General features: G+C 61.8%; 20 protein-coding genes. 6 read left to right on the forward strand and 14 right to left on the reverse strand.

From position 1 onward, the window contains the following. Positions 1–36: 36 nt before the first annotated feature. Both WC811_RS00500 and WC811_RS00505 read right to left on the reverse strand, forming a co-directional pair. Positions 37–2,013 (reverse strand): methylmalonyl-CoA mutase family protein, encoded by a 1,977-nt coding sequence (locus tag WC811_RS00500; RefSeq protein WP_372639777.1) that lies wholly within the window; start codon positions 2,011–2,013, stop codon positions 37–39. 134 nt (positions 2,014–2,147) lie between these two features. Beyond that, positions 2,148–2,510 (reverse strand): hypothetical protein, encoded by a 363-nt coding sequence (locus tag WC811_RS00505; protein ID WP_372639779.1) that lies wholly within the window; start codon positions 2,508–2,510, stop codon positions 2,148–2,150. A 225-nt stretch (positions 2,511–2,735) separates the two neighbouring features. Between WC811_RS00505 and ccrA the strand changes: the two genes are divergently transcribed. Then, on the forward strand, positions 2,736–4,052 hold the full coding sequence (gene ccrA / locus WC811_RS00510) for a crotonyl-CoA carboxylase/reductase (RefSeq protein WP_372639781.1): 1,317 nt from the start codon (positions 2,736–2,738) through the stop codon (positions 4,050–4,052). 67 nt (positions 4,053–4,119) lie between these two features. On the opposite strand, the gene WC811_RS00515 is transcribed toward ccrA, so the two are convergent. Beyond that, a complete protein-coding gene (locus WC811_RS00515; RefSeq protein ID WP_372639783.1) occupies positions 4,120–5,025 on the reverse strand; it encodes a YihY/virulence factor BrkB family protein in 906 nt (301 codons plus the stop codon). 340 nt (positions 5,026–5,365) lie between these two features. Here WC811_RS00515 and WC811_RS00520 point away from each other — a divergent pair, with 340 nt between their 5' ends. The 3 genes from WC811_RS00520 to WC811_RS00530 all read left to right on the forward strand — a co-directional run bounded on the left by WC811_RS00520 (position 5,366) and on the right by WC811_RS00530 (position 8,437). After that, positions 5,366–7,045 carry an acyl-CoA dehydrogenase family protein gene (locus WC811_RS00520; RefSeq protein ID WP_372639785.1) on the forward strand — a complete coding sequence of 560 codons (1,680 nt, stop codon included), beginning with the start codon at positions 5,366–5,368 and terminating at the stop codon, positions 7,043–7,045. Positions 7,046–7,080: 35 nt separating this feature from the next. After that, a complete protein-coding gene (locus WC811_RS00525) occupies positions 7,081–7,479 on the forward strand; it encodes an META domain-containing protein (RefSeq protein ID WP_372639787.1) in 399 nt (132 codons plus the stop codon). A 133-nt stretch (positions 7,480–7,612) separates the two neighbouring features. After that, a complete protein-coding gene (locus WC811_RS00530; protein WP_372639789.1) occupies positions 7,613–8,437 on the forward strand; it encodes an SDR family NAD(P)-dependent oxidoreductase in 825 nt (274 codons plus the stop codon). On the opposite strand, the gene WC811_RS00535 is transcribed toward WC811_RS00530, so the two are convergent. The 6 genes from WC811_RS00535 to proB form a co-directional block, all read right to left on the reverse strand. Then, the gene (locus tag WC811_RS00535) at positions 8,416–8,970 is read right to left on the reverse strand and encodes a DNA-deoxyinosine glycosylase (RefSeq protein ID WP_372639791.1); all 555 of its coding nucleotides are present in this window, start codon (positions 8,968–8,970) and stop codon (positions 8,416–8,418) included. The two genes, WC811_RS00530 and WC811_RS00535, sit on opposite strands and share 22 nt — an antisense overlap. Before the next feature lie 5 nt (positions 8,971–8,975). Further along, the gene (rlmH, locus tag WC811_RS00540) at positions 8,976–9,458 is read right to left on the reverse strand and encodes a 23S rRNA (pseudouridine(1915)-N(3))-methyltransferase RlmH (protein WP_372639793.1); all 483 of its coding nucleotides are present in this window, start codon (positions 9,456–9,458) and stop codon (positions 8,976–8,978) included. Between the two features lie 64 nt (positions 9,459–9,522). Further along, entirely contained in the window at positions 9,523–9,984 is a 462-nt protein-coding gene (rsfS, locus tag WC811_RS00545; protein ID WP_372639795.1) for a ribosome silencing factor, read from the reverse strand. A gap of 111 nt (positions 9,985–10,095) precedes the next feature. Then, positions 10,096–10,701: a nicotinate-nucleotide adenylyltransferase gene (locus WC811_RS00550; protein ID WP_372639797.1), complete on the reverse strand. Its 606-nt coding sequence runs from the start codon at positions 10,699–10,701 to the stop codon at positions 10,096–10,098. Between the two features lie 74 nt (positions 10,702–10,775). After that, positions 10,776–12,062, reverse strand: coding sequence for a glutamate-5-semialdehyde dehydrogenase (locus tag WC811_RS00555; RefSeq protein ID WP_372639799.1), 1,287 nt, complete (start codon positions 12,060–12,062; stop codon positions 10,776–10,778). A 3-nt stretch (positions 12,063–12,065) separates the two neighbouring features. Then, positions 12,066–13,226 carry a glutamate 5-kinase gene (gene proB / locus WC811_RS00560; protein WP_372639801.1) on the reverse strand — a complete coding sequence of 387 codons (1,161 nt, stop codon included), beginning with the start codon at positions 13,224–13,226 and terminating at the stop codon, positions 12,066–12,068. Here proB and WC811_RS00565 point away from each other — a divergent pair. Next, positions 13,216–13,365, forward strand: a complete 150-nt coding sequence (locus WC811_RS00565) for a hypothetical protein (protein WP_372639803.1) — start codon at positions 13,216–13,218, stop codon at positions 13,363–13,365. The two genes, proB and WC811_RS00565, sit on opposite strands and share 11 nt — an antisense overlap. 8 nt (positions 13,366–13,373) lie before the next feature. Here WC811_RS00565 and WC811_RS00570 read toward each other — a convergent pair whose 3' ends face one another. The 5 genes from WC811_RS00570 to rplU form a co-directional block, all read right to left on the reverse strand. Continuing rightward, on the reverse strand, positions 13,374–14,471 hold the full coding sequence (locus tag WC811_RS00570; protein WP_372639805.1) for a calcium:proton antiporter: 1,098 nt from the start codon (positions 14,469–14,471) through the stop codon (positions 13,374–13,376). A 102-nt stretch (positions 14,472–14,573) separates the two neighbouring features. Further along, positions 14,574–15,614: a GTPase ObgE gene (obgE, locus tag WC811_RS00575; protein ID WP_372639808.1), complete on the reverse strand. Its 1,041-nt coding sequence runs from the start codon at positions 15,612–15,614 to the stop codon at positions 14,574–14,576. Then, on the reverse strand, positions 15,611–16,132 hold the full coding sequence (locus WC811_RS00580; RefSeq protein ID WP_372639810.1) for a GNAT family N-acetyltransferase: 522 nt from the start codon (positions 16,130–16,132) through the stop codon (positions 15,611–15,613). The genes obgE and WC811_RS00580 overlap by 4 nt, the downstream gene beginning before the upstream one ends. A gap of 116 nt (positions 16,133–16,248) precedes the next feature. After that, positions 16,249–16,521, reverse strand: coding sequence for a 50S ribosomal protein L27 (rpmA, locus tag WC811_RS00585; RefSeq protein WP_372639812.1), 273 nt, complete (start codon positions 16,519–16,521; stop codon positions 16,249–16,251). A gap of 30 nt (positions 16,522–16,551) precedes the next feature. Further along, complete coding sequence (gene rplU / locus WC811_RS00590; protein WP_372639814.1) at positions 16,552–16,866, reverse strand: 50S ribosomal protein L21; 315 nt, start codon at positions 16,864–16,866, stop codon at positions 16,552–16,554. A gap of 320 nt (positions 16,867–17,186) precedes the next feature. Here rplU and WC811_RS00595 point away from each other — a divergent pair, with 320 nt between their 5' ends. After that, a complete protein-coding gene (locus WC811_RS00595) occupies positions 17,187–18,197 on the forward strand; it encodes a hypothetical protein (protein ID WP_372639817.1) in 1,011 nt (336 codons plus the stop codon). The last annotated feature ends 254 nt before the right edge of the window (positions 18,198–18,451 follow it).

Genomic DNA, 18,451 nt, shown 5'->3' on the forward strand with positions numbered 1-18,451 from the left:
CGACGCGCGTTCCGCGCGCCGGCCGCCGCGCCCTGTTCATGCGGCCTTCGCGTAGCGATCCACGAGCTTCACGATGTCGGCCATGATGTCGTTCAACTGGAAGTCCTTGGGCGTGTAGACAGCCGCAACGCCGAAGGCTTTCAGCGTCTTGGCGTCTTCGGGCGGAATTATGCCGCCGACGACGACCGGAACATCGTCGAGTCCTTCTTTGCGCATGCGTTCCATCACGTCTTTGACGAGGGGAACGTGCGAGCCCGACAGGATCGACAGGCCAACGACATGCACGCCTTCGTCGACCGCGGCACGGACGATCTGGGCGGGCGTCAGGCGGATGCCCTCGTAGACGACTTCCATGCCGGCGTCGCGCGCACGGACGGCGATCTGCTCGGCGCCGTTCGAGTGGCCGTCGAGGCCCGGCTTGCCGACCAGGAATTTGATGCGGCGGCCGAGCTTGTTGGAAACTTCCTCGACCTCGGAACGAACAGCCTCAAGCTGCGTGCTATCGCGGGCGACGGCGGCCTGGGCGACGCCTGTGGGTGCGCGATACTCGCCAAAGATTTTCCGAAGAGCCGTTCCCCATTCGCCGGTGGTGACACCGGCCTTAGCGGCCTCGATGGAGGAGTCCATGATGTTGCGGCCTTCCTTGGCGGCCCGCTCGACCTCGGCCAGCGCCGCGGCGGCCTTCTTGGAATCGCGGCTTTCACGCCAAGCTTTCAGCTTGCCGATCTGCTCGGCTTCCATGGCCGGATCGACGACCATAATGGCGTCGGTGCCGCCCGATAGCGGAGACGGTTCGGTTTCGGTGAACCGGTTGACGCCGACGACCGTCAAGTCTCCGCTTTCGATCTGAGAAAGACGCGACGTGTTGCTCTCGACGAGTCGGCGCTTCATGTAGTCGATGGCGGCGACGGCGCCGCCCAGCTTATCGATGGTTGCGAGTTCGGCTTTCGCCTCTTCCTTGAGCGCCGCGACTTTCCGCGCGATTTCAACGGAGCCGTCGAAAATATCGCCGTATTCGAGCAGGTCGGTCTCATACGCGACGATCTGCTGCATCCGGAGCGACCACTGCTGATCCCAGGGACGCGGAAGGCCGAGGGCCTCGTTCCAGGCCGGGAGCTGCACCGCGCGGGCACGGGCGTTCTTCGAGAGCGTGACCGCCAGCATTTCAAGCAGAATGCGATAGACGTTGTTTTCGGCTTGCGGTTCGGTGAGGCCGAGCGAGTTCACCTGCACGCCGTAACGGAACATGCGGTGTTTCGCGTCCGTCACGCCGTAGCGCTCACGTGTAATTTCATCCCAAAGCTCGCCGAACGCGCGCATCTTGCAGAGCTCGGTGATGAAACGCATGCCGGCGTTGACGAAGAACGATATGCGACCGACGACGTTGCCGAATTCTTTTTCCGGCACTTCGCCTGAGGCTTTGACCGTGTCGAGAACGGCAATCGATGTTGCGAGGGCGTAGGCGAGTTCCTGGACGGGCGTCGCGCCGGCCTCCTGCAGATGGTAGGAGCAGACGTTCGTCGGGTTCCACTTCGGCACGTTCTTCGTCGAGAAGACGATGGTGTCCTTGATCAAGCGGAGCGACGGCTCGGGCGGGAAAACATACGTGCCGCGCGAAAGGTATTCCTTGATGATGTCGTTCTGGATGGTGCCCGTCAGCTTGTCGCGCGAGGCGCCCGTCTGGTCGGCGACGGCGATGTAAAGCGACAGCAACCAGGCGGCCGTCGCGTTGATCGTCATCGAGGTATTCATCTGGTCGAGCGGGATGCCGTCGAGCAGCGTCAGCATGTCTCCGAGATGAGAGACGGGGACGCCGACCTTGCCGACTTCGCCGCGGGCGAGTTCGTGGTCGGAATCATATCCAGTCTGGGTCGGGAGATCGAATGCAATCGAGAGACCCGTCTGGCCCTTGGCCAAGTTCGTCTTATAGAGCGCGTTTGACTTGGCGGCTGTCGAATGTCCGGCATAGGTCCGGAATAGCCACGGCTTATCGCGCACGATTTTATCCGACATCGAAAAGGGCGCCCCTTAGGCTCGGGTCAATGACACTGAGAAAAAACTTAAAGTAACCGAATGCCTTGAAACAGCAAAATCGGCAGTTCGCCGCGCTTGGGCGCGACGCGTGCCAATTTTTCGGTTGTGGAGGGCTAGCGGCGGATGCGCGGCTGCCGGGTTGGGATGGCGACGAGCTTCGTCCGGCTGACGCGGTATTCGACGAGGAGCGTCCAGAGCCAATTGCCGAGGAGGATGAGCATCAGGGCCGAGAGCGTGCCCAAGGCCGTCGCCGAGACGGTGTTGACGGTCCTATCGTACGAAAGGGTGATCATCTGCTGGCCCAAAAGGGTGGGGGCGACGACGCCTCCAGCCGCTAAAAGGGGGACGGAGAGCCACGCAAGCATCGGGGAGCCGACAATCTCGTGAATAAACAGGCAAACGATGCCGGCAAATGCGAGGGCAGTATAGACGGTGAAGGAATTGACGTCCTGGAGCTGCCACCAAAAGTCTTGCATTGCGCGCGTCCTAAAGGGCCCTATATGGGGCGAAACAGACATGTAGAATAACGCTCGCGAGTTAAAGAGAAATTGAGCGGAAATTAACTGCAGACTAACCCTCTTCATTGCAGCGCAAAAACGTGCTTCATACTGCGATCCCCTCGGGTGAGCAGGGGGCCAACGCGAAGAAGACGAGCCAAAACGGCCCTCGTCGCGGGGACAAGGTCGGGAGACGCAACAACAATGTCGAGCCAAAACTTGGCAGCTAGCAGCGACGCATCTGGTGCACAGTCGGCGGCGGCTGGCATCAAAAAAGATCTTTACGAAGTCGGGGAAATTCCCCCCCTCGGGCATGTGCCGAAAAACATGTACGCGTGGACGATCCGCAAGGAACGCCAGGGAGAGCCCGACAAGGCTATGCAGGTCGAGGTGGTCCCGACCTGGGAACTCGACAGCCACGACGTGCTCGTCCTCGTGATGGCTGCTGGCGTCAATTACAATGGTGTTTGGGCATCGCTCGGCGTGCCGATCTCGATGTTCGACGTGCACAAGCAGCCTTACCACGTGGCTGGATCGGATGCGTCAGGCATCGTCTGGGCCGTCGGCTCGAAGGTGAAGCGCTGGAAAGTCGGCGATGAAGTTGTCGTTCACTGCAATCAGGACGACGGCGATGATGAGGAATGCAACGGCGGCGATCCGATGTTTTCGACATCGCAGCGCATCTGGGGCTACGAGACGCCGGACGGTTCGTTTGCGCAGTTCTGCCGCGTGCAGGACCGTCAGCTGCTCGAACGTCCGAAGCATCTGACGTGGGAAGAGAGCGCCTGCTACACGCTGACGCTCGCCACCGCGTATCGTATGCTTTTCGGCCATCGTCCACATGTGCTGCGCCCTGGTCATAACGTGCTCGTTTGGGGCGCCGCGGGCGGTCTTGGCGCATTCGCCGTGCAGCTTTGCGCGACCTCGGGCGCCAACGCGATCGGCGTTGTGTCGGATGACGACAAGCGTGACTTCGTCATGCAGCTGGGGGCCAAAGGCGTCATCAACCGCAAGAACTTCAAGTGTTGGGGACAGCTGCCGAAGGTCAATTCGCCTGAGTACAATACGTGGCTCAAGGAGATGCGCAATTTCGGCAAGGCGATCTGGGACATCACCGGCAAGGGTATCAACGTCGACTGCGTGTTCGAGCATCCCGGAGAGACAACTATTCCGGTTTCCGTGCAGGTGGTGAAGCGCGGTGGTATGGTTGTGATTTGCGCCGGAACCACGGGCTATAACCTGACGATGGACGCGCGTTATCTCTGGATGCATCAGAAGCGCGTGCAGGGTTCGCACTTCGCCAACCTCATGCAGGCAAGCCAGGCCAACCGCCTCGTCATCGAACGGCGCATCGATCCGTGCATGTCGGAAGTGTTCTCGTGGGAGCAGATTCCCAAGGCGCACATGCGAATGATGAAGAACGAGCACAAGCCGGGCAATATGGCGGTGCTCGTGTCGGCGCCGACGACCGGATTGCGCACGCTCGAAGACGTTATCGAGGCGGGTCCTAATCCGCGCTAAGGCTTAAATAACGACGACATTCAGGGCTCTTTCCGGGATACCGGGAGGAGCCCTTCATCTTGCTCGTTTAAGACGAGCTGACGGAAGATTGGCGTAATGCATCGGACCGGAAAGCCGCACGTTCGGCTGCTTCCCGGCGCATGCGCTTCATTTCCATGATGCCGCGATTGAATTCGGCGCCGAGGAGGATCGTGATGGCGGTGAACTGGAAGAAGATCAGCGCGATCATCAGTTGCGAGAGACCGGCGTAGAACAGCGAATAGTTCGTAATGGCGAGATAGTTCGACCAGAGGCCAGCAAGCGCCAGCCAGAGTAGGATCGTCAGTGCGATACCCGGCCAAACGTCGGCGACCCGGCGCTTGCCTGCAGCGAGCAGCAGGTGAAGCGCGAAGAGCTGCGCGGCCATGACGGCGCCGGAGAGGCCGTAGCGAATGCCCGGTCCGATGCTGCTCGAGTCAAAAACCATTCTGACCCATCCCGTGGGCAAATTCGATGCGATGGCGGGGCCGACGACGCTCGGGCCGACGACAACGGCCCATGTGAGAACGAGAGTCGAGATGCCATTCACGAAGACGAACACCATGCTGATCAGCAGGCAAAGCGGGTAGGGGCGCTTTTCGCGCACGCGGTAGGCGCCGTTGAGAGCGGCGCGTAGCGTTTCGACGGCGCTGGTCGCGAAGAAAAGGGCGAGAAAGCCGCTGGCGGTCGCGAGATCGATGCGCCTGGTTCCCATCACAGCCTCGACTTGAGGCGCGATGCCCTGGGCGACGGGTGCGGGCAGGATCGCAAATAGCTGAGTGATGGCGTCCTGCGCCAGCTCACGGCCGCCGAAATAGCCGGAGAGCGCGCCCAAGAAGATGCAAAAGGGAAAGATCGAGACGACGAACGAGAACGCCACCGCGCCGGCCATCGCGAAGCCCGAATGCTCGTAAACCCGGTAGAGGGCTTCGACCAATCTGCGCATGCGCTTCATAAGGTGCTTCGTCTCCTGGCGCTTTTCGACTTTATGGCGCGGAACCTAGTGTTTCGGCCAAACGCGGTCCACAGTGACATCACCGCTCCGCGGTGAGGGCGGCATTTTGGACACAGGCCGAAAGATGGAACTGAGACGGTAAACGCCGCAAGCCTTCGGGGGTTCGAATAGCGCCCAAACCTCCGCCGGTCATCCATTTTCGCGCCGATAGGTCGCGTGAGCGTTTGTTGCGGTCTGAGATCAGTTGACTAATCATTCCCGACCGGTGAATTGGTCGCGCAGCGCATCACATTCGGCTCGGCGTTCTGCCGCGCATATTTGTATTCTTCAGGAGAAACGTATGTCCGTCACGTCCATGAAGGCTGGTGAAAATCTTCTCGCCGCCGGTTCCGCGAAGCTTATCGAGCGGTGCGGCGAGGCCGTGACGGGCGCGGACAAGATCCTGCAGGCTGCCAAGGCGGGCGTGCGGATCAAGATCCAGGAAGAAGGCGGCGTCGACCAGGCTCAGCACGTTGCCCACGGGCTTGCGTGGCTCGCAACGACGGTCGAGGGTCTGCGCCAGATGCAGGACTGGGCGAGCCGCCTCGAAGGCGAGGGGCGCTTCGGGGAATTCGAGCAACTCCTGCTGATCGTCGCCTTTGGCGAGTACACGGCGCAGATCGCGAACGGTATCCCGATGAGCCAGCTTGAGATCGCGCGCGCCGATGCGCTGGGCGTTCCCAAGGCCGAGATCCGGCGGTTTGAAGATTCGGTTGCTGATCTCGTCGCGGAGGGCGGTTCGGAGACGGTAAAGGCCCGCCTCGGCGAGTTGATCGCGGCGCAGCCCGGCGCGATGACGTTCGGCGATACGGGCCTCGATGAGACGCACGCGCAGATCCAGGATCTGATGCGCAGCTTCAGCCTCGATGAGGTCATTCCGTACGCCCACGAGTGGCACCTCAAGAACGAATACATTCCGCTCGAAGTGATCTCGAAGCTTGCGGAGCTGGGCGTTTTCGGCCTTGCGCTGCCGGAAGAATTCGGTGGCATGGCGCTCGGCAAGGAATCGATGTGCGTCGCGTCGGAAGAGCTTTCGCGGGGCTATATCGGCGTCGGTTCGCTCGGCACGCGCGCCGAGATCGCGGGCGAACTCATTCTGCACAACGGCACGCCGGAGCAGAAAGCAAAGTACCTGCCGAAGATCGCGTCGGGCGAGATGCTGCCGACCGCCGTCTTCACCGAGCCGAACACCGGGTCCGATCTGGCGTCGCTCAAGACACGTGCCGTGAAAGACGGCGACGTCTACAAGATTACCGGCCAGAAGACGTGGATCACGCATCCCGTCCGTGCCGACATCATGACCGTGCTCACGCGCACCAATCCGAACGAAGCAGGCTACAAGGGCCTGTCGATGCTGCTCGCCGAGAAGCCGCGCGGCTCGGATGAAGTCCCATTCCCGGCGACGGGCATGACCGGCGGCGAGATCCATGTTCTCGGGTATCGCGGCATGAAGGAATACGACATCTCCTTCGACAACTTTGAGGTTCCCACGGAAAATCTGCTGGGCGGCGTCGAGGGGCAGGGCTTCAAGCAGTTGATGAATACGTTCGAGGGCGCGCGCATTCAGACGGCGGCGCGCGCCGTCGGCGTGGCCCAATGCGCGATGGATCTCGGGCTCAAATATGCGCTCGATCGCGTGCAGTTCGGCAAACCGATCTATTCGTTCCCGCGCGTTCGCAACAAGATCGTCATGATGGCGGTCGAGACGATGACCGCGCGGCAGCTGACGTATTTCTCGGCGCGGCAGAAGGATGCGGGACGGCGCTGCGATCTTGAAGCCGGCATGGCGAAGCTGCTCGGTGCACGCGTCGCGTGGGCCAACGCAGACAACGCGCTGCAGATTCACGGTGGCAACGGTTTCGCGCTCGAATATCCGATCAGCCGCGTGCTCTGCGATGCGCGCATCCTGAACATCTTCGAGGGTGCCGCGGAAATTCAGGCGCAGGTTATCGCGCGCCGTCTGCTCGAAGGCGCCAACTGAGCGGGGCGCGGCATACGCACGGGGATGGACTTGAGATGCGGTACGTCAAAGCGGTTGTCGTCGGTGCGTTTGTCCTTTTGGCCGCAACGCCTGTTCCGGCGCAGGAGGACGGTGACGGCGACGGGCCGCTTACCGCAAGCTGGGCCGCGACCGAACTCAATGGCAAGCCCGTCGAGGGGCTGACCCTCGACTACACCACTGATCGCGTGTCGGGCACCGGTGGATGCAATCGCTTCAACGGCCCGATCTCGATCGAAGACGATGCCGTTCAGATTGGACCGCTGGCGGCCACAAAGATGATGTGCGAGGGCAAATCAGAAATCGAGGCGCAGTATTTCGGGGCGCTCGAAGCCGCACGCTCCTTCGTGGTCGAGGGAGACGTGTTGACGCTCAAGGCCGAGGACGGGCACGATCTCGTGAAGTTCAAGAAGTGACCGACGAATGCCGAGGGTGCGATCCCCCGGCGACGCCTCGAACATATCCGGCATATCAGCGCCTCAGGGAAAGACGGGACGCTTTGGCTCGTGGTAAGGCAGACCTCCAGATGGCCGCAATCACTGGAGGCCAATGACACGCACAATACTCATCACGGGATGCTCATCGGGCATCGGCCTTGACGCGGCCAGGACCATGCGCGAGCGCGGCTGGCGGGTGATCGCGACGGCGCGCAAGCCCGAAGATCTCGCCCGGCTCAAGAATTTCCTGAATGTCGAGGTGCTGCCGCTCGAACTTGCCGATTCACAATCGATCGCGACGTGTGCGATCCGGGCGCTGGAAATGACGCGCGGGAAGCTCGACGCGCTTTTCAATAAAGCCGCCTATGGCCAGCCGGGAGCGGTGGAAGATCTGACGCCGAAGCTGCTGCGCGAGCAGTTCGAGGTGAACGTCGTCGGGACGCACGATCTCACGCGCCGTCTCATTCCGGCGATGCGTAAGAACGGCGCGGGGCGGATCGTCAATTGCTCGTCGGTGCTTGGAATGATCGTCGCGCCATATCGCGGGGCGTATTGCGCATCCAAATTCGCGCTCGAAGCGCTGACGACGTCGCTGCGCCTCGAACTCGAAGGCTCGGGCATACATGTGTCACTTATCGAGCCGGGGCCGATCAGGTCGAGATTTGTCGAGCATTCGATCGACAGGCTGCTGGCGACGGTCGATATCGACAACTCACCCCACAGCGGCGTTTATCGCGCACGGCTCGACGCCATGCAGGCGGGCGGGCAGCAGACCTTCAAGCTTGAGCCGGAAGCCGTGACGAAGCGGTTGATTCATGCCGTCGAAAGTTCGCGGCCGCGACGGCATTATTATGTCACGACGCCGACGTATCTGGCTGCTGCGATGCGGCGGTTGTTGCCGACTTTTGCGATCGACTATTTCGCGCGGCGGTTCTGACGGGCTGAGGGAAGATAGGCGCTGAGTTCTTTGCGCCAGACTGCGAGCTTTTCCTCGAAGGGTATCGTGTGAAGCGGGCTCGATGACGGCAGCGTGATCGCGGTGAGGCGGTCTTGGCTGACGATGCCTGGTTTTAAAACGTAGCGGCGAAAGAGATCGCGGGCCTTCTGGCCGTTGAACGCGACCGTCTTGATTTCGGAATGCGCGGCGAAAAAGTCGCCGAACGCATTCGCCGTCGGATTGCGGATAGCGGCATCCGAGCTGCCGATGCGTTCCGCGCCTTCGAGCACATCCCAGAGCGCCCACCGGTTGGCTTTGAGCAGGGCGACACGCTCGGGGAATGACGGGGGCAAGGGCCGTTCCGAGAGGGCTGCTATCAGGCCCCAGAAATGATTTCGCGGATATGCGTAGTACTGCTGGAGCCGCAACGATTCTTCACCCGGAAGTGTGCCGAGGATGATCAGCCGCGCCCCATTGGGGACGAACGGCGGGAAGCTGTATTTGATCTTTGATGGTGGCTTGGCGTTGGCCATCGGCGTTATGCCCGGTGGTAGGGATGGCCGGAGAGGATCGTGGCGGCACGATACAGCTGCTCAGCCAATACAACGCGTGCGAGGCCGTGGGGAAGCGTCAGCGCGCCGAGAGATAGTTTCAGCGCGGCAGCGCTTAGCACCGCTCCGCCGTGGCCGTCCGGGCCGCCGATGAGAAAGACGCAGGCTTTGGCGCCGCCGTCGCGCGCGTCGCGGATGAACGCGGCGAACGCTTCGCTCGTCAATGATTTGCCGGTCGGTTCGAGAACGATGGCGATGTCGCTTGGGCCGATATCTTTCAGCAACCGCGCGGCTTCATCGCGTTTGCGCTCGACGACTTCGGCGGCGCGGCTTTCGGGATATTCGCGGATATCGAGAGGTCCGAGGCCGAGCGATTTGCCGGCGCCGGTCAGGCGTTTGGCGTAGCGCTCAACGATTGCGCGTTCCTCGGCGTCCTTCAGCTTGCCGATCGCGGAAATTGCGATGCGCATCAACAGAACGCCTCGCGGCCGAAGGCTTCAGCCGCGTCCAATCAAAAGCTTCTCAGACCCGCTCTCAGTGCTGAGAGGAGTCGCCACGCGATGCATCCGGCGGGAGATCCGCCTGCCACATCTTTTCGAGGTTGTAGAATTCGCGGACCTCGGGACGGAAGACGTGGACGATCACGTCGCCGGTGTCGATCAGCACCCAGTCGCAGGAGTTCAGTCCTTCGACGCGGACACGAGCTTCGCCGCGCGCTTTGATCTTTTCGCGCAACTGCTCGGCGATGGCGCCGACGTGCCGATCATTGCGACCGGACGCGACGACCATAAAGTCGCCAAGTGCCGATTTGCCTTCGAGGGGAATGGAGATGATGTTTTCTGCTTTCGCATCGTCAAGCCAACGGACGATGTCATCGAGCAGGGCTGCCGAGTCCGGCGCCTTGGCGGCGGACGAGGCGATTGAGGAACTCTTGCGAGTGGCCTCGGTTGTGGGTCGGATCAAGCGGCGAGCGTCCTTTGCTGGTTGTTCCCGCATGTTACTAAGGTCCGGGCGGTCCGAACACCAACGATATTAACGGGCGTCGGCCTGCGCCGCAAATGGAAATGCGTTCCTGGTCGTCTTAAAAGTGTCATTAATGTCAATGCCTTAATCGGCTTTCCGTGCCGGACGCGGTGCTGCAATGCGCAGGGCGGTGGAAGAAAGGCCGGAAAGGCGGATCGTCAGCAGCATCCAGGCGGGCGGCTTTTTCTCGGCCAAGGAGGCCGCTTCAGACTCGGGCAGCCGGTAGCGTTTCAGCGCTTGAGCGGCAGGCGAGGCTAGTCCGGCGTGACGCCAACCCGGCCGGTCGACGACGGCAATCGGCATCGTCGCCGCGATCTCCCGCCAGTGCTGCCAGCGGTGGAAGGACGCGAGATTGTCGGCCCCCATGACCCAGACGAAGCGAACGGCCGGGTAACGGCGCTTCAGGAACGACAGCGTTCCGGCGGTGTAGCGGGTGCCGAGTTCGCGCTCGAAACCGGTGATTTTCATCCTCGGCCCGCGCGCGAAAACCTGGACGAGCTTCATGCGGCTATCGAGCGAGGACAATCCGCCGTTGGATTTGAGCGGATTGCCGGGCGTGATCAACCACCACACCTGGTCGAGGTTCAGCCGCTTCATCGCCGCTTCGGCAGCGATGCGATGCCCGTCATGCGGGGGATTGAACGAGCCGCCCATAACACCGATGCGCTGCCCCGGGAGGCAGAGAGGCATGCGGACGCGAAGGGAGCCAAAGCTTTGTGGCGGAATCTTTCGCGTCAACTCAGACGTGCCTCATCCCGCATGCATCACTTCGGCCGGATCTGGCCGGTGCCGCGCACCTTATACTTGAAGCTCGTCAACTGTTCGACGCCGACAGGTCCACGAGCGTGCATCTTGCCGGTCGCGATGCCGATCTCGCCGCCGAAGCCGAACTCGCCGCCGTCGGCGAACTGGGTCGACGCATTGACGAGGACGATCGCGGAGTCGACTTCGTTCAGGAAGCGCTCCGCAGCTGCTTCGTCTTCGGTGATGATGGCGTCGGTGTGCTGAGAGCCATAGCGCGCGATGTGCTCGACGGCGCCTTCGACACCGTCAACGAGTTTGACGGCGATGATGGCGTCGAGGAATTCCTTGCCGAAATCGTCAGGAGAAGCGGCCTTGACGCGTGGATCGGTTTTTTGAATTGCAGCGTCGCCGCGGACTTCGCAACCGGCTTCGAGCAATGCCTTCACTAGCGGCGTAGCGATGTCGCCCTTGGCGTTCTTATCGATGAGCAGGCATTCGGTCGCGCCGCAGACGCCGATGCGGCGCATCTTGGCGTTGACGACGAGCGGCACCGCGATGTCCATGTTCGCGGCCTTGTCGACGTAGGTATGGCAGATGCCTTCAAGATGCGCGAACACCGGCACGCGGGCTTCCGTCTGTACGCGTTCGACGAGGCTTTTGCCGCCGCGGGGGACGATGACGTCAATGGCGCCGTCGAGCCCGCGCAGCATGGCGCCGACGGCTTCGCGATCAGTCGTCGGGACAAGTTGAATGGACGCTTCGGGCAGTCCGGCGGCGCGCAGGCCTTCGACGAGGCAGGCATGGATGGCGACGCTCGAATGATGACTGTCCGAGCCGCCGCGCAGGATTGCGGCGTTACCGGCTTTAAGCGACAGCGCGCCGGCGTCGGCGGTGACGTTCGGGCGGCTTTCGTAGATGATACCAATGGTGCCCAAGGGAACGCGGACGCGCTGGAACTTGAGGCCGTTGGGCCGAGTCCATTCCGCTAGTACGGTGCCGACGGGATCGGGCAGTTCAGCGATCTCTTCAAGGCCCTTCGCGACGGCTTCAACGCGCTTTTCGTTGAGCTCAAGGCGGTCGACGTATGAGGCGAGTCGGTTGGCGGCCGTCGCGGCTTCGACATCCTTGGCGTTGGCTTCAAGAATTTTCGGCGCGGCCACGCGCAGAGCTTTGGCGGCTTCCTTGAGCGCCGTGTTCTTCTCTTCCGGCGTGGCGATGGCGAGCCGGCGGCTCGCGGCTTTCGCAGCTTCGCCGATGCCGCGCATCAATGCGGCGGTTTCGTTCTCGATGCGCTCAGGTCTGTTCATCGATCAAGTCCTTGTCAGCGCCATGTCGTCCCGGTGGATGAGGGTGTCGCGTCCCTCATAGCCGAGGATCGTGGAGATCTCGCTCGAACGTTTGCCCATGATACGCCGGGCATCGGCCGCCGCATAGGCAACTAGGCCACGGCCAAGCTCTCGTCCGTCCGCCGATCGTATAATAACGGCATCGCCTCTGTCGAATGAGCCGTCGATGCGGGTCACGCCCGCAGGTAGGAGGCTTTTTCCCTTCAGCAAGGCGTTCTCGGCGCCGAGATCCAGAAAAACCTGGCCGTTGGGGACCAGTTGGCCCGAAATCCAGCGCTTTCGCGCAGTTACCGGGTCGGATTTGGCAATGAACCATGTCACGCGTGCGCCTTCCGAAATGGCGCGCAGCGGGTGGTAAATCTTCCCCGTGGTGATGACCATGTTTGTTCCGGCCGCGAGAGCGATCTTTCCCGCCGTGATCTTGGTTTTCATACCGCCCTTCGACAGCTCGGTGCCGGCATCGCCCGCCATGGCTTCGATCTCGGGCGTGATCTCGGTGACGAGCGGGATGTGCTCGGCGTTCGGATTGTCGTTCGGGGGGGCGGTATAGAGGCCGTCGATGTCGGAGAGAAGAACGAGACAATCGGCCGACATCATCGAGGCAACGCGGGCGGAAAGCCGGTCGTTGTCGCCATAGCGGATTTCGGCCGTCGCGACGGTATCGTTCTCGTTGACGACGGGAATGGCCTTCAGGCTCAGCAGCACCTCGATGGTGTTGCGGGCATTGAGATAGCGGCGGCGTTCTTCCGTATCGCCGAGGGTCAGCAGAACCTGCGCTGCCGTGAGACCGCGCGCGGCGGCGAGTTCCTGATATGCGTGGGCGAGACTGATCTGGCCGACGGCGGCGGCGGCCTGACTCTGTTCGAGCGCCAACGGGCCTTTCGGCAGATTGAGCGTGTGGCGCCCAAGCGCGATCGAGCCCGATGAGACGAGAATGACTTCCTTGCCCGCGTTAGCGAGCGCGGCGACGTCTTCCATCAGCGAATTGAGCCACGCGGATTTCAAGCCGCCCGTCGCGCGGTCGGTCAGGAGGGCCGAGCCGATCTTGACGACGATGCGCTGCGCGGCCGCCCACTCGGGACGTGGGTGGCGCGTCGTGGCGTCGGAAGCGGTCATGCCGGACATCGTCATCTCGGGTTCGGTTCAAAATCGTGAGCTTGGGCGTGCCTTATCTGCAAATGTGGGCATTCCGGCAAGGGGAACCGCCCGCATACCGGCGATGCCTGCCGGAATTTTACCAAATATGCATCGAAAACGTCGCTAAACGCTCCTTTACGGCACGAAAGCGAGAAACAGGAACGTGCCGAAGATCACGAGGTGCAGGAAGCCAAACAGGACGTTGGTGCGGCCCGTTCCGAAGGTCAGGATACTTGCCGCGAGCGTCATGACGAGAAGCGTCACATCGCCGGGCTCAAGGCCGAGAATGAGCGGGGTGTGCACAAAGAGATTGGCGGCGGCGATCGCGGGAATCGTCAGGCCGATCGTGGCAAGCGACGATCCGAGCGCGAGGTTTATACTTTTCTGCAGATCGTTCTTCTGCGCGGCCTTGACCGCCGAAATTGCTTCCGGTGTCAGCACGATCAAACCGATGATGACACCGCTGATGCTCGATGGGGCGTCGAACTTCGACACGCCGACGTTGATGACGACGGCGATGAGCTTGGCGAGCAAGACCACCGCGGCTAAGGCAACGCAGAGACAGAATGCGGAAAGCGCGAGTTTTCCCTCGCCGGTCGTAGAGCTTTCAGGAGCGACGTGTTCGCCGACGAAATAGCCACGGTGAAGCACAGTCTGGGTATAGAGGAACACCAGATAGAGCGCGATCGTCGCGATGCTGACGTAGGCCAACTGGCTTTCGGAATAGAGGCGTCCCGGAGTCGTCGTCGTGTAGTTCGGCAGGATGAGGGTGAGCGTCGAGAGAACGATCAGCATGGCGAGATAGATTTTCGCCGAGGTGACGTCGAAGCCTTGCTCACGGTAGCGAATGCCGCCGACGACGATGCAGAGGCCAACGAGGCCGGTCGTCACGATCATGATCACGGCGAAGACTGTTTCGCGGACGAGTGTCGGCGTGGCTTTGCCCGAGAGCATCAGGGAGATAATGAGCGCAAGCTCGATGATCGTGACGGCGACGGTCAGGACGAGCGTGCCGACGGGCTCGCCCATGATGTGGGCGACCTCTTCGGCGTGATAGACGGCGGCGAATACGGTGCCGATCAGTAGCGGAATGAGAATGACGGTGACCGCAATGCCGGTCGTGTGGGAGGCGAAATCATCCCCGTAGCCCGTTGCCATGGCGATGACGAAAAGCAGGAGCCCGAGCACGGGCACGGCCCATGTCCAGATCGGTGTGCGCGCCGAATGGGTCATCTCAAGGCTTTCTGGTTATGGGAGAAAGGCGACGAAGTCGCCATTGTGGGCGAGTTGGCAACAGGCGGCAAGCGACAAGCCGCAGCCGATCGGGCAAGTTGCTTATGGCTGCCAGGTGTCGGCCGCGTCGCCATCGGCTTCTTCGTCCGATACGTTTGCGCGCGTGATCTCGCGGGCGAGAGCGTAGAGCGCGTCCTTTACGCCCTGTCCGGAGACCGCCGATAAGACGAGGGGCGCTTTACGGGCCGCCTTCTTCAAAGCCTCGAACCGTTCGCTGAGCGTCGCTTCGTCGAGCGCATCGCACTTCGAAAGCGCAACGATTTCCTTCTTTTTCTCGATGCCGCCGCCGTAAGCCTTAAGCTCGCGCCGGACGGTCTTGTAGTCGGTCGCGACGTCTTCAGACGTCGCATCGACGAGGTGCAAAAGAACGCGGCAGCGCTCGACATGGCTGAGGAAGCGGTCGCCCAGGCCCGCGCCCTCGTGTGCGCCTTCGATCAGGCCGGGAATGTCGGCGAGCACGAAATCTGTTTCGCCGGCGCGGACGACGCCGAGGTTCGGGTGAAGCGTTGTGAACGGATAATCGGCGATCTTCGGCTTCGCTGCCGATACGGCCGCGAGGAACGTCGATTTGCCAGCATTCGGCAGGCCGACAAGACCGGCGTCGGCGATCAATTTCAGCTTCAGCCAGATCGTCAATTCTTCGCCGGGTTGGCCGGGGTTGGCATGACGCGGCGCTTGGTTGGTCGCGCTTTTGAAGTGCGCGTTGCCGAAGCCGCCGTTGCCGCCTTTCGCAAGCCGGACGCGCTCGCCGGGAGCGGTCAGATCGGCGAGAAGCGTTTCGCTATCTTCGGCGAAGACCTGTGTGCCCGGCGGCACTTTGATCACCATATCGTCGCCGCCCGGTCCGGAGCGGTTCTGGCCCATGCCGGGCGTACCGTTTTGGGCGAAGTAATGCTGCTGATAGCGGTAATCGATCAGGGTGTTGAGGTTCTGGACGCATTCGACCCAGACGTCGCCGCCGTGGCCGCCGTCTCCGCCATTGGGGCCACCGAACTCGATGAACTTTTCGCGGCGAAACGCGATGCAGCCGTTTCCGCCCGCACCCGACCTTATGTAGATTTTTGCCTGATCGAGAAATTTCATGATGCGAGCGCCCGGATAGCCATGGTCCACGGACGGCGGCGCTCGTATGTCAGTGCGGGAAGATCGCACTGACGCGCCTCGCACCAGCCCGTGGAGGTGCCAGTATATCTGAAGCCGAGCTTTTGAATGACCCGGGCGGACGCTTCGTTGCCGGTCAGATGTTTGCAGACAAAACGGCGAACGCCCAGCTTCGAAAATCCGTGGGTCATTACGGCCCGCGCGGCTTCCGTCGCGTAGCCCTGACCCCAATACGGCTTGCCGATCCAATATCCGAGTTCGGCGTCGCCACTCTCATCGAGTGTGAAACCGCAGATGCCAATCAGCCCGCCGTCGAGGTCGATGCCGAAGACTTCCTCCTGCTCCGAGACGCCGTCCACCCACTGATTGGCGGCTTGTTCGGAATAGGGAAACGGGATGCGTCCTGTCATGCTCGCGACATCCCAATCCCCCGCCAGCGCGGCAATGCGGGCGGCATCGTCGTGGAGGACAGTCCTGAGGTTGAGGCGGGCGGTATTCATGGCGTCCGTGATAGGGAAGTGCGAATTTACGATATGTGTGGGGATCTCAAAAGGCAAAAGGGGACGGCAGAGCCATCCCCGTAGTCTTTGCAACCTGGCTTTGGATCTGGGCGGATTTATTCCGCCGCGATCGCCTTTGCGGGCTTCACCGAGATATAGATGCGGCCGTTGCGCTTGGTCGCAAACTCGACGGTGCCTTCCTCGACGGCGAAGATCGTATGGTCGGTTCCCATACCAACGCCAGAACCAGGATGCCACTGTGTGCCGCGCTGACGGCACAGGATGTTGCCCGGGATTACGTATTCGCCGCCGTAGCGTTTGATGCCAAGGCGTTTGCTTTCTGAATCGCGGCCGTTGCGTGTCGAACCGCCTGCTTTCTTTTGTGCCATTTCAAAATCCTCGAATGGAGCGGCGGTTCGTTATGCGCCTGCGATGTCGGTGATACGCACGACGGAAAGGTCCTGACGGTGGCCCTTCTTGCGGCGGGAGTTCTTACGGCGGCGCTTCTTGAAGGCGATCAGCTTCGGTCCGCGCGACTGCTTGACGAGTTCGGCGATAACCTTGGCGCCGGAAACGATCGGCGCACCGATGGTGACGTCGGCACCCGAGCCGACCATCAGGACCTGATCGAACTCAACCGTGGCGCCAGCGTCGCCGGGCACCCGCTCAATCGTCACGAGGTCGTCTTTGGAAACGCGGTATTGCTTGCCGCCTGTCTTGATGACAGCGTACATGGCTCTTCTTCCTTTCGGCCTTTTAGGCCTGTTTCCGCGCCCTATGGCGTCACCGAAAACGGTGAACTTTCAAAAGGTTGCCAGACAATGCCAGCAAGGAGCCTCGGGCAGCGCGTTCAACGCGGGCAGTTTTACCTGCCCACGGGTGGCGGGCTTTATTGTCGAACTGAGGCCCATTGTCAATTGCGGTGCGGCGTTTCGGCCTTGCGCGTTGCCTTTCGTCGGGCATCGCAAATGCGGTCCGGCGGGCCCACGTTAAGCGCGATGTCGGGGGTCGAGCAGGGGTAATGATGGCGGTTTCTGCTTCGGCTCCCGGAATTATGGCACAAAGAGACGCGCTTCCGGCAATTCCGGTGATCGAGACCGGACCAGACTTTCCGCTGGCGACGCTCCGGGCTTGCGGAGACAGAATCCACACGCTGCTCGACGTCGCGACGTTGCATTATCCGCGGCGGCTTCTTGAGGGCCTCGACAAGGTTTCCCGGGCGTGGCTCGTGCGCTCGAACAACGGATATCTGCCCGAGATTGACGCGATCGCGGATGTGCTCGGCCGGCCCGGAGCATATTTCTTTTCGATCAATTATGAGTGGGGCTGCACCTGCCGGGCAGCGCCGTCGCCGGACGGCGGGTCCGCGCGCCTCATTCGAGTGCTCGACTGGAAGACACCCGGCCTCGGCGCCAATTTCGTATGCGCCAAGGTCGATGGAGCGACCGCCGGGCGTTTCGCGGTGCTGACCTGGCCGGGCTACACGGGCGTTTTGCAGGTGATGGCACCAGGACGGTTTTCGGCGGCGCTCAATCAAGCGCCGATGCGCGATCCGACGGGTCTTTTCTATGTCGATTGGGCCGTCAATCGCCGCCGTGTCTGGACGATGCCTTATCCAACGCCCGCGCATCTCTTACGTCGCGTCGCCGAGGAGGCACGGAATTTCGACGAGGCTTGCCGCACACTGACCGACGAGCGGATTTCGACGCCCGGCATCTTCACACTGGCAGGCATCGCACCCGACGAAACGATCGTCATTGAGCGCACGGAGCATGAGGCGCGCGTCCGTCGCGGCGAGACTGCCATTGCGGCCAACCATTGGGGCGAACCCGGTTGGAGAGGAAAAGCGCGGGGCGATAGCAGCTCTGAGAGATCGCGGGCGATTGGAAATATCACGCCGAGCTTCGAACAAGACTTCGCGTGGCTTGCGCCGCCGGTGCTGAACGATAAAACGCGGCTTGCCATGGTCGCCGACGCCAAGGCGGGCCGTCTCATCGCGCGGGGATACGAAGCGGATGGGCCTGCAACGCAGTCTCTCGATCTCGAATGGCGCAGCGGAGTTTGAGCCCGTCGCAGCGATGACCCGATCTAATCGTCGGTAGGCCGTTCCCGCTGACCGTTCACGCCCTTATCAATCGCGCCTCGCGACGGTATTCGGTGAGATCCGGAGTTCGTAAAGGGATGCTTGCAAGCGCTTCCGGCATGTCCTAAGAGGGCCGCTTGCCGATCACGGAACGCAGCAATCGGAAGACCACTTCGGTCGCTGTGCCGTGGGGTTTGCAGGCTCGATAGTCAGCCGCTGGTCCGAGGGGCATACCC

Origin of the sequence: Hyphomicrobium sp. (assembly GCF_041659645.1) — a bacterium.
In the GTDB taxonomy this organism is placed as follows: domain Bacteria; phylum Pseudomonadota; class Alphaproteobacteria; order Rhizobiales; family Hyphomicrobiaceae; genus Hyphomicrobium_B.